This window comes from Streptomyces himastatinicus ATCC 53653, from assembly GCF_000158915.1.
Classification (GTDB): Bacteria; Actinomycetota; Actinomycetes; order Streptomycetales; family Streptomycetaceae; genus Streptomyces; species Streptomyces himastatinicus.
The window spans coordinates 1,398,294-1,409,119 of the sequence record NZ_GG657754.1 but is presented as its reverse complement, the minus strand read 5'-3'; the positions used below and the strand labels follow the sequence as shown (position 1 = coordinate 1,409,119).

Genomic DNA, 10,826 nt, shown 5'->3' with positions numbered 1-10,826 from the left:
TCACCCTGGACCGGCTGCGCGGACGGCAGCGCCTCGGCCCCGGCTGGGTCAGCCATCTGCTCCAGGACGCCGTGACGCATCTGTGGCGTACCGGCGCGGTGGACGTGGCGGCGGTCGCGGCGTCGTACGACGTGCGGCGCGACGCCCTGGTGAGGGCGCTGCGGGAGCGCGGAGTCGCCGCGCACGGGCGCAGCGGGATGAACGTCTGGGTGCCGGTGCCCGACGAGACGGGCGCGGTGGCCCGTCTGCTGTCCTCGGGGTGGGCGGTCGCTCCGGGCGCCCGGTTCCGGGTGGCCTCGGGTCCTGGCCTGCGGCTGACGGTCTCTCCGCTGCGCGCCGATGAGGTGGCCGGGCTCGCCGACGCCGTGGCGTCGGCGGTGGCGAGGGGACCGGCCCCGGCGGGGCGGGTGGACTGATGGGGGCCGTGCTTCCCGGGGGTTTACCGGCGCTGGGTGAGAGCCGCGCCGACGAGGATGATCAGGGCGCCCACCGGCGTGTTCCAGCTGAGGTGTTCGCCGAGGATCAGCACGCCCGCCGCCGTGGCGATCACCGGGACGAAGTACGTCACCATCATCGCCGTCGTCGGGCCGACCTCCGCCACCAGGCCGTACTGGATCAGGAAGGCGACACCGGTGCCCAGGGCGCCGAGGGCGAGCACCGAGAGCAGGGGGAGCAGCGGGAAGGAGCCGGGGGCCGGGGCGGCGAGCGGGGCGGCCACCGCGAGTTGGACCGTGCCGAGCAGCAGTTGGCCGGAGGACATGGCCAGATGGGAGTTCCCGGTCCCGGCGAGCGTGTGACGGACGTAGGCCCAGCCGATCGCGTAGCTGAGCGAGGCGATGAGCGCGAGCGCCGTGCCCACCGGGTCCTGGCCGGAGAAGCCCTGCCACGCGCCCAGCACGGTCAGGACACCGGCGAAGCCGAGGCCCAGGCCCGCGACGCGCTGCCGGGTCGGGCGGTCGTCGGAGACGACGGCCACCGCGACGACCATGCCCCACAGGGGCGAGGCGGCGTTGCAGATCCCGGCCAGGGTGGAGGGGATGGTCGTCTCGGCGTAGGCGAAGAGCGAGAACGGCAGGGCGTTGAGGAAGAAGGCGGCCACCGCCAGATGGCCCCATACCCGGGCCCCGCGCGGCAGCCGCTCCCGCTTCGCCACCAGGACCGTCAGAAGGACGGCCGTGCCGAACACCATCCGGCCGAGCGTGACGTACAGCGGCGCGAACGCCTCGGTGCCCACCTTGATGAACAGGAAGCTGAAGCCCCAGACCAGGGCGAGCACGCCGAAGCGGATCCGCCAGTCGAGCAGCCGCCGGGGACGGGTGGCGGGTGCGGCGGGCTGCTCGGCGGCGGGAGAGGGCGCCGCGGTGGTCGCTGAGGTCATGGCCTTCATGGCGTCTACATTGCGGGCTACAACTTCTTAGAACAAGCGAGAATTCATATGCGTTATCGCGTAGCATTGCTTACATGAATCTGGATCGCCTGCGCACTTTGTACGCCGTGGCCCGGCACGGTTCCGTGAGCGGCGCAGCCGAGGGACTGCATGTGACCACCTCGGCCGTCTCCCAGCAGCTCTCGAAGCTGGAGCGGGAGACCGGGCAGCAGCTGCTCGCCAAGAACGGCCGCGGGGTGCGGCTCACCGACGCCGGGCGGCTGCTCTCCGACCACGCGGCGCGGATCCTGTCCCAAGTGGAGCTGGCCCAGGCCGATTTGGAGGCCCAGCGCGGGCACGCCGTCGGCGAACTGCTGCTGGGCGCGTTCCCGACCGCCGTCCGCGGCCTCTTCCCCGCCGCGCTGGAGCGGATGCGGGCCGAGCATCCGCAGCTGCGCGCCCGGTTGCAGGAGATGGAGCCCGACGAGTCGGTGCCCGCGGTGGTGCGCGGCGACATCGACCTGGCGGTCGTCCTCGACTGGTACAACAAGCCCCTGCCGGTGCCCGGCGGGCTGGTCAAGGCGGCGCTGCTGGACGACCTGGTGGACGTGGCGATGCCCGCGGACCACCCCTTCGCCGACCGCTGTGCGGTCGAGCCGGAGGACTTCGTGGACGACGAGTGGGTGTCCTGGCCCGAGGGCGGGTTCTGCTACGACTGGCTGATGGTGACCCTGCGCGGCAAGGGCATCGAGCCGCACATCCGGCACACCGCGCGCGAGCATCAGACCCAGCTCGCGCTGATCGCCTCCGGGCTGGGAATCGGCGTCATCCCCCGGCTCGGCCGGGGCCCGGTGCCCGAGGGCGTGCGGATGGTGCCGGTGAGCCCGCCCACGATGCGCCGGCACGTCTACGCGATCTGGCGCGCCGACGCCGACCGCAGGCCCTCCATCCGCGCGGCGGTGGATGTGCTGCGGTCGGTGGGGGAGAAGATCGTCGACTGACCGTCAGGGCCGCTGGGCGTGTCAGCCCTGGGGCATCTTGCGGAAGTCCCAGGAGCTGATCGTGTCCGGGGTCAGCCGCAGCCACGCATGGCGCCCGTCGTGCGGCATGGCGTCCAGGCCGAAGTACTTCGCCGCGAACGTCCGCTCCGGCGCGTCGAGTTCGGGACACGGCGCGCCCGAGCGCGGGGCCTCGCCGACGAAGACGGCCTCGCCGCTCAGCTCGGCGCCGCGCAGCTCGCCGTAGTCGTGCCCGTCGTCGACGATCACCGCGAGCCGTGCGTCGCGGCGCAGCTCGGCCCAGCGGCGGCTGCGGGTCAGGGAGTAGAGCCACAGGGCCGTGCCGTCCCAGGCGAACCACAGCGCGCTGAGGTGCGGCCGCCCGTCCGCGGACACGGTCGCGACCCGGCAGGTGCGCTGTTCGGTGAGGAAGGCGTCCAGCTCGGCCGGGGTCATCATGATGCGGCGTCCCCGCCGCTGGGTGACGGTCATCCGCACAGAATCGCGACTCTTCCTTCCCATGGCAATGGCCGTTACCCTCCCGGCGCGAGATGCCAGGAGGCCGCCGTGTCGCTGTCCGAACTGCTCCGCCCCGAGGGCTGTGCCCTGCTCACCGTGGAATGCCAGCGCGTGTCGTGGGCCCGGGCAGCGCACTGCCCGAACTCGCCGCCGAGGCCCGGGAGTCCGGCGCGCTCGGGCGTGTCGCGCGGCTGGTGTCGGCCGCCCACGACACGCGCGTCACCGTGCTGCACGCGGTGGCCGAGCGGCGCGCCGACGGGCGCGGCGCGAACCGCAACGCGCCGCTGTTCCGGGCCGCCGAGCGGCTGCCGGTGCGGCAGCTCACCGGGAGCGAGGCGGTACGGATCGCCGAACCGGTCCCGGTCGGCGCGGAAGATCTGCTGGTGCGGCGGCTGCACGGCCTGTCGCCGCTCGCCGGGACCGGCGTGGACGCGCTGCTGCGCAACCTGGGCTGCCGCACCCTGGTCATCGTCGGCGTGTCGGCCAATGTGGCGATACCCAACGCCGTCTTCGACGCGGTCAACCTCGGCTATACGGCCGTGGTGCCCGCGGACGCCATCGCCGGGGTGCCCGCCTCGTACACCCCGGCGATGGTCCGTCACACCCTCGCCCTCGTCGCGACCGTCACCTCGACCGAGGACGTGATCGCCTGCTGGCAGGCGATCAGGCCATCTTGATCGAGGTGCCCTCCACCTTGATCTTGGCGCCGGGCAGCGCCTTCGTGGCCGGGCCGCCCTTCGGGCTGCCGTCGCTGATGTCGAACTTGGACTGGTGGCACGGGCAGTTGATGGTGCCGTCCGACACATCGCCGACCGAGCACCCCTGGTGGGTGCAGATCGAGGAGAACGCCTTGAACTGCCCCGAGGACGGCTGGGTCACCACGACCTTGTGATCCTTGAAGACCATGCCGCCGCCCTCGGGGATCTGGGAGGTCTTGGCCAGCTCCATCCCGCCCCCGCCCCCCGACGTGTCGCCTCCCGCTCCCGCCGCGCCCGACTGCCCGGACCCGGCCGACTCCTGTGCTGAACCGGCGTTCTGCGACTCGCCCGACCCGCTGCTGTCTTCCTTACCGCAGGCGGTGAGGGCGGCGGCCAGTCCGGCCGCTCCGGCAGCGGAGACGACGGCGCGACGGGTGGTGCTGCCCCGTCCGGTGGTTTCCGGCTGCGTCATGGTGGTGCCTCCTGATCCAGGGACGTTTCGATTCCATACGCGGCCCGGCGCTCCAGCGTTCAACCGTCGCTCGGCCTGTTGTCGATCCGGACAGGGTCGAACACGAAGGGATCCGGGCACCGATGGATGGACAGGCATGCGAAGCGCCGGGCGGACGGGCCCGGCGCCGGGACGTCGACGGTGAGAGGAAGACGATGGCCGCACCGGAACCGGAACCGGAAGTGCAACGCCAGAGGATCGGCATACCCGCCGAGTCCACCCCGGGCGAGACCAGGGTGGCGGCGACCCCGGCCACCGTGGGCCGACTCGCCGAGCTGGGGTATCACGTGATCGTCGAACCGGGGGCCGGAGAGGCGTCCCGCTTCTCCGACGCGGCCTACGAGGAGGCGGGAGCCAGCCTCGGGGACCCCTGGTCGGCGCCGGTCGTCCTGAAGGTCAACGGCCCCTCCGGCGAGGAGATCGGGCGGCTGCGCGACGGGGCGACCCTGATCGCGCTCATCGGCCCCGCGCTCCACCCGGAACTGGTCGAGGAGCTGGCCCGGCGGCCGATCACGGTACTGGCCATGGACGCCGTTCCGCGCATCTCGCGCGCCCAGTCCCTGGACGTCCTGAGTTCGATGGCGAACATCGCCGGATACCGGGCCGTGGTCGAGGCCGCGCACGCCTTCGGCCGCTTCTTCACCGGTCAGGTGACCGCCGCGGGCAAGGTGCCGCCTGCCAGGGTGCTGGTGGCCGGTGCCGGGGTGGCCGGGCTCGCGGCGATCGGCGCGGCGCGCAGTCTCGGCGCCGTGGTCCGCGCCACCGACCCCCGGCCCGAGGTCGCCGAGCAGGTGCGCTCGCTGGGCGGGGAGTTCCTGGAGGTTCGGCCCGAACAGCCCGGACAGCCCGCATCGACGGAACGGGAGGTCAGCACGGACGGTTACGCCAAGGCCACCTCGGACGACTACAACCGGGCCGCCGCGCGGCTGTACGCCGAGCAGGCCGCCGACGTCGACATCATCATCACCACCGCACTCGTCCCCGGCAGACCCGCGCCGAAGCTGATCACCGCCGAGGACGTGGCGCGCATGAAGCCCGGCAGCGTGATCGTCGACATGGCCGCGGCCCAGGGCGGCAACGTCGAGGGAACGGTCGCCGGGAAGGCGGTCGTCACCGGCAACGACGTGACGATCATCGGCTACACCGACCTGCCCGGCAGGCTCCCGGCCCAGGCGTCGCAGCTGTACGGCACCAACCTCGTCAACCTGATGAAGCTGCTCACCCCCGGCAAGGACGGCCGGCTCGTCCTCGACTTCGACGACGTCGTGCAGCGGTCGATGACCGTGGTCCGCGCGGGCGAGAAGACCTGGCCGCCGCCACCGGTGCAGGTGTCCGCCGCGGCCACGCCCGCCGGGGCACCGGAACCCGCCACGCCCCCGGGCCCACCGGCCGGGCCCACCCGCTCCGCGCGGTCCGACTACGCCCTCGTCGGCGCCGGGGCGCTCGCCCTCTTCCTGGTGACCGCCTTCTCACCGCACGAGCTCATCGGGCACTTCCTGGTCTTCGTCCTGTCGATCGTGGTCGGCTTCTACGTCATCGGAAAGGTGCACCACGCGCTGCACACCCCGCTGATGTCGGTCACCAACGCGATCTCCGGGATCGTCGTGGTCGGCGCGCTGCTCCAGATCGGGCACGCGAACACCGCGGTCACCGTGCTGTCGTTCGCCGCGATCCTGCTGGCGAGCATCAACATCTTCGGCGGATTCGCCGTCACGCGCCGCATGCTCGGCATGTTCTCGAAGGGCTGATCGCGGATGACCACCACCACGGCCGCACAGGCCGCCTACGTCGTCGCCTCGCTGCTGTTCATCCTGAGCCTCGCCGGGCTCTCCCAGCACCGGACCTCCCGCTCCGGAGTGGTCTGGGGCATCGCGGGCATGGTCATCGCGCTGGCCGCCACCATCGGTCTGGCCTCCCGGAGCATCACCGCCACCGGTCTGGTGCTGATCGCCGTCGCCACGGCGGTCGGCGCGGGCATCGGGCTGTGGCGGGCCCGCGTGGTCGAGATGACGGGCATGCCGGAACTGATCGCCGTGATGCACAGCTTCGTCGGCCTCGCCGCCGCGCTCGTCGGCTGGAACGGCTACCTCGACGTCGACGCCGAGCTGACCGGCTCGCTGCTGCGCATCCACCACGCCGAGGTCTTCCTCGGCGTGTTCATCGGCGCCGTCACCTTCACCGGCTCGGTCGTCGCGTATCTGAAGCTGTCGGCGCGGATCAAGTCCCGGCCGCTCATGCTCCCCGGCAGACACGCCCTCAACCTCGGGGCGCTCGCCGCGTTCGCCGTGCTCACCGTGGCGTTCGTCGCGCGCCCCCATATGGGCCTGCTCATCGCGGTCACCGTGCTGGCCCTGGCCCTCGGCGCGCATCTGGTCGCCTCCATCGGCGGCGGTGACATGCCGGTGGTCGTCTCGATGCTCAACAGCTACTCCGGCTGGGCCGCCGCGGCCTCGGGCTTCCTGCTCGCCAACAACCTGCTGATCGTCACCGGCGCGCTGGTGGGCTCCTCCGGCGCCTACCTCTCGTACATCATGTGCAAGGCGATGAACCGCTCCTTCCTCTCGGTGATCGCGGGCGGCTTCGGGGGCCAGCCGGTGACGAGCGGCGACGACCGCGACCACGGGGAACACCAGGAGATCAGCGCCGAGGACACCGCGGAACTGCTGCGCGAAGCCTCCTCGGTGATCATCACCCCGGGCTACGGCATGGCGGTCGCCCAGGCCCAGTACCCGGTCGCGGAGCTGGCGCGGGGGCTCCGCGACCGCGGCATCGAGGTGCGCTTCGGCATCCACCCGGTCGCGGGCCGGCTGCCCGGGCACATGAACGTGCTCCTGGCCGAGGCCAACGTGCCCTACGACATCGTCCTGGACATGGACGAGATCAACGACGACTTCGCCGCCACCTCGGTCGTCCTGGTCATCGGCGCCAACGACACCGTCAACCCGGCGGCCACCGACGACCCGGCCAGCCCCATCGCCGGGATGCCGGTGCTGCACGTGTGGGAGGCGGCCCATGTCGTCGTCTTCAAACGCTCCATGGCCGTCGGGTACGCGGGCGTGCAGAACCCGCTGTTCTTCCGGGAGAACAGCCGGATGCTCTTCGGCGACGCCAAGCAGCGCGTGGAGTCCATCCTGAGCAGCCTCGACGCCACCGACGCACCGGCCGTGGCCATGGTGGGCACGGCCAACTGAAGCCGCTAACCGCCCTGGTGCGGGCGCGCCCGGACGAGACCGGACTGGTAGGCGATCACGACCAGTTGGGCCCGGTCGCGGACGTCGAGCTTGGTCATGGCGCGCTGGATGTGGCTGCGCACGGTCAGCGGGCTGACCACGAGCTGGTCGGCGATCTCGGCATTGGACTTGCCGTGCGCGGCCAGCGCCATGACCTCGCGCTCGCGTTCGGTGAGCGCGGCGAGGCGTTCCGGCGGGGCGAGCGGGGTGTCGGTGTCGGGGGTGGCGAGGAAGCGGGTGATGAGGGTCCGGGTCGCGGTGGGGGAGAGGAGGGAGTCCCCCGCCGCTACCGTACGGATGCCCGACAGGAGGAATTCCGGGCCGACGTCCTTGCCGAGGAACCCGCTCGCACCGGCGCGCAGGGCCTTGGCGACGTTCTCGTTGTTCTCGAACGTGGTGAGGATCAGGACGCGGGTGGTGGACATCTCCGGCCGGGAGCAGATGTCCATGGTGGCGGTCAGCCCGTCGGTGCCCGGCATACGGATGTCCATCAGGACCACGTCGGGTTCGTGGACCAGGGCGAGGTCGAGCGCCTCCTGCCCGTCGGTGGCCTCCGCGACGACGGTCATGTCCGGTTCCGAGTCGATGAGGATGCGGAAGGTGGCCCGGAGCAGGGCCTGGTCGTCGGCGAGCAGGACGCGGATGATCATGTGTCGATGCTTTCGTGGCGGTCGTTCAGCGGAAGGGTGCAGACGACTTCGAACCCGCCCCCCGGGCGGGGGCCCGCGTCGAGGGTTCCCCCCGCGGACCGGGCCCGCTCGCGCATGCCCAGCAGTCCGTAGCCGCGTCCCGGCCCGGACGGCGCGGGGGTGCGGGGAGAGGCGGTGTCGTTGGTGATCGTGAGGGTCACGCGGCGGGGCGCGTAGGCGAGTCGGACGTGGGCGTGGCGGGTGGGGGCGTGCTTGGTGACATTGGTGAGCGCCTCCTGGACGATCCGGTACGCGGTCAGATCGAGCCCCGCCGGGAGCGGCCGGGCCTCCCCGTCCACGGTGACGGCGACGTCCAGACCGGCCGCCGAGCAGGCGGCGACCAGGTCGGGCAGTTGGCGCAGGCCCGGTGCGGGGATCAGGCCGTCGTCGGTGTCGCCGTCCTCGTGCAGGACTTCCACGGTGGTCTTGAGTTCGCGCAGCGCCGTGGCCGTGGACTCCGACAGCCGGCCGAGGATCTCCAGCGCCTTTTCGGGGTTGGTCCGCGCCAGATGAGTGGCGGTGCCCGCCTGGGCGTTCGCCAGGGTGAGGTGGTGGGCGACGACATCGTGCAACTCCCGCGCGATGCGCATGCGCTCCTGGATCACACGGTGCCGTGCCTCCTCCTCCCGTTCGCGGACGGCGTGTTCGGCCCGGGCGGCGGCGTACTCGCGCCGGACGCGGACGTAGCTGCCGAAGGCCGCCACCATGAGGATCCACCCGGCGGGGTTGATGACGCTGAGGATGGGGTCCCGGAACGCCGTGGCGAACAGGGCGGTGAGGGAGATGCCCGCGGCGGCCGCCAGCGCGCTGTTCCACGTGGTCCTCCGGTCGCTGCGCAGGCTCGCGACGTACTGCGCGATCAGCGTGGGGGCCATCAGCAACGGCGTCAGCAGATAGCCCAGGGCGCCCTGGACCATGGTGCACAGCGTGGTCACGGCCAGGACCGGAAGGGGATGGCCGCGCCTGCGGAGCAGCGTCGCGCAGGCGAGGGCGGCCGACGCGATGCCGGGCCACAGGGCGACGGGTCCGTCCAGCACCGCGCGGGTGACCCAGACGCCCGACAGCGTGAAGGCGAACAGCAGCGCCAGGGTGATGGCCTCGACGGCCTTCGGGCGGCTCGTCGCCCGGCGGCGCCAACGGGTGCTCATGGCACGTTCTCCGAGGTAGGACCAGGGGGCAGGACAACAGCTGCGGGTCGCGGCGCCGCCCCGTACGGTACCGCGACCCGCAGGGGGTCTTTCGCGTCAGGTGCGCGCCCATTCCTGTGCGCGGGTCTCGCCGTCGGCCGGATCCGAACCGGGGCGGGCGGGCGGCGAGATGAGCCCGGAGCCCTCGACGTCGACGCGCGGGAGGGCCTTGCCGAGCCGGCGGGGCAGCCACCATGCCGCGTCGCCGAGCAGGGCGAGGACCGCGGGCACGAGCGCCATACGGACGACGAAGGCATCGAAGAGCACCGCCACGGCGAGGCCGAAACCAATGGTCTTGATCATGGACTCGCCGGACCCGACGAACCCGGAGAAGACCGCGATCATGATGGCGGCGGCGGCCACGACCACCCGGGCGCTGTGCCGGAACCCGCTGACGACCGCCTGTGCGGGCCGTTCACCGTGGACGTACGCCTCCCTCATCCGGGCGACGAGGAAGACCTCGTAGTCCATGGCCAGACCGAAGACGATGCCCACCAGGAAGATCGGCATCAGGCTCATGATCGGGCCGGTCTGCTCCACGCCCAGCAACTCCGCGCCCCAGCCCCACTGGAAGACCGCCACGACCGCGCCGAGCGCCGCCAGCACCGACAGCAGGAAGCCGAAGGCCGCCTTGACGGGCACGAGGAGGGAGCGGAAGACCACCATGAGCAGCAGCAGGGCCAGGAGGACGATGACCGTCAGATAGGGCACCAGGGCGTCCTTCAGGGCGTTCGCGACGTCGATGTTCATCGCGGTGCTTCCGGTGACCTCGAAGGTCGCTCCGGTGTCCTTCTCGAGGTCGGCGCGCTCCGCGCGGATGGTGTGGACGAGATCCTTGGTGGTTTCGTCGTTCGGGGCGGTGGCCGGGACCGCCGAGAAGAGCGCGGTGTCGCCGTCCGCGTTGAACCGCCGGGGCGAGACGGACACGACGCCGTCGGTGGCCCCGATCGCCTCGGCGACGGCGTCGGCGGCCCGCTTGGGGTCGTCGGCGCCCTTGGCGTCCACGACGATGGTCAGCGGACCGTTGAAGCCCGGGCCGAATCCGTCGGCCAGCGCGTCGTAGGCGCGCCGCTCCGTCGTGGAGGTGGGCTTGGCCTCGTCGCCGGGCATGCCCATCTCCAGCTGGGTGGCGGGCAGGGCGAGCGCGCCCAGACCCGTCACACAGGCCAGCAGGACCGTGACCGGACGGCGCAGTACGAAGCGGGCCCAGCGGGTGCCGCCGTTCGGCGCGTCTCCGGGGCTCGCGAGGGCGCCGCGCTTGCGTTCCGTGCGGGACAGGACGGCGTTCGGCCACATCCCGAGCAGCGCGGGCACCAGGGTCAGGGCGACCAGGACGGCCACGACGACGGCCCCCGCGGCGCACAGCCCCATCTTCGTCAGCATCGGCACACCGACCACGGACAGCCCGGCCAGCGCGATGACGACCGTCAGGCCCGCGAACACCACGGCGGAACCCGCGGTCCCGGCAGCGCGGCCGGCGGCCTCACTGGGCTCGTGTCCGCCCGCGCGCTCCTCCCGGTAGCGGGAGACCACGAACAGGGCGTAGTCGATGCCGACCGCGAGCCCGAGCATCGAGGCGAGCGTGCCGGTGGTCATGTTCAGCCCGAAGGTGCTGCCCAGGGCGAGGA

9 protein-coding genes and 2 pseudogenes are annotated in these 10,826 nt (G+C 72.2%); 5 read left to right on the top strand and 6 right to left on the bottom strand.

Annotation, left to right across the window (positions count from 1 at the left end; genetic code table 11):
- Positions 1 to 416 (top strand): annotated as a pseudogene (locus SSOG_RS05320) (aminotransferase class I/II-fold pyridoxal phosphate-dependent enzyme); the annotation flags it as partial.
- Positions 417 to 439: 23 nt separating this feature from the next.
- Here the strand turns inward: SSOG_RS05320 and SSOG_RS05315 are convergent.
- On the bottom strand, positions 440 to 1,387 hold the full coding sequence (locus tag SSOG_RS05315; protein ID WP_009713183.1) for a DMT family transporter: 948 nt from the start codon (positions 1,385 to 1,387) through the stop codon (positions 440 to 442).
- A 74-nt stretch (positions 1,388 to 1,461) separates the two neighbouring features.
- Here SSOG_RS05315 and SSOG_RS05310 point away from each other — a divergent pair, with 74 nt between their 5' ends.
- Positions 1,462 to 2,367 (top strand): LysR family transcriptional regulator, encoded by a 906-nt coding sequence (locus SSOG_RS05310; protein WP_009713182.1) that lies wholly within the window; start codon positions 1,462 to 1,464, stop codon positions 2,365 to 2,367.
- Between the two features lie 21 nt (positions 2,368 to 2,388).
- On the opposite strand, the gene SSOG_RS05305 is transcribed toward SSOG_RS05310, so the two are convergent.
- Complete coding sequence (locus tag SSOG_RS05305; protein WP_039936631.1) at positions 2,389 to 2,856, bottom strand: pyridoxamine 5'-phosphate oxidase family protein; 468 nt, start codon at positions 2,854 to 2,856, stop codon at positions 2,389 to 2,391.
- Positions 2,857 to 2,931: 75 nt separating this feature from the next.
- On the opposite strand from SSOG_RS05305, the pseudogene SSOG_RS05300 reads away from it, so the two are divergent.
- Positions 2,932 to 3,560 (top strand): annotated as a pseudogene (locus SSOG_RS05300) (isochorismatase family protein).
- On the opposite strand, the gene SSOG_RS05295 reads toward SSOG_RS05300, so the two are convergent.
- Entirely contained in the window at positions 3,547 to 4,053 is a 507-nt protein-coding gene (locus SSOG_RS05295; protein ID WP_009713179.1) for a Rieske (2Fe-2S) protein, read from the bottom strand. The pseudogene SSOG_RS05300 and the gene SSOG_RS05295 sit on opposite strands and share 14 nt — an antisense overlap.
- Positions 4,054 to 4,247: 194 nt before the next feature.
- Here SSOG_RS05295 and SSOG_RS05290 point away from each other — a divergent pair, with 194 nt between their 5' ends.
- Both SSOG_RS05290 and pntB read left to right on the top strand, forming a co-directional pair.
- Positions 4,248 to 5,840 carry a Re/Si-specific NAD(P)(+) transhydrogenase subunit alpha gene (locus tag SSOG_RS05290; protein WP_009713178.1) on the top strand — a complete coding sequence of 531 codons (1,593 nt, stop codon included), beginning with the start codon at positions 4,248 to 4,250 and terminating at the stop codon, positions 5,838 to 5,840.
- A 6-nt stretch (positions 5,841 to 5,846) separates the two neighbouring features.
- Positions 5,847 to 7,283 (top strand): Re/Si-specific NAD(P)(+) transhydrogenase subunit beta, encoded by a 1,437-nt coding sequence (gene pntB / locus SSOG_RS05285; RefSeq protein WP_009713177.1) that lies wholly within the window; start codon positions 5,847 to 5,849, stop codon positions 7,281 to 7,283.
- Positions 7,284 to 7,288: 5 nt separating this feature from the next.
- On the opposite strand, the gene SSOG_RS05280 is transcribed toward pntB, so the two are convergent.
- The 3 genes from SSOG_RS05280 to SSOG_RS05270 all read right to left on the bottom strand — a co-directional run.
- On the bottom strand, positions 7,289 to 7,972 hold the full coding sequence (locus tag SSOG_RS05280) for a response regulator (RefSeq protein WP_009713176.1): 684 nt from the start codon (positions 7,970 to 7,972) through the stop codon (positions 7,289 to 7,291).
- Positions 7,969 to 9,159 (bottom strand): sensor histidine kinase, encoded by a 1,191-nt coding sequence (locus SSOG_RS05275; RefSeq protein WP_009713175.1) that lies wholly within the window; start codon positions 9,157 to 9,159, stop codon positions 7,969 to 7,971. Before SSOG_RS05275 ends, SSOG_RS05280 begins: the two co-directional genes overlap by 4 nt.
- Positions 9,160 to 9,255: 96 nt before the next feature.
- The coding region (locus SSOG_RS05270; protein WP_039936628.1) for an MMPL family transporter at positions 9,256 to 10,826 on the bottom strand (1,571 nt) is incomplete at its 5' end.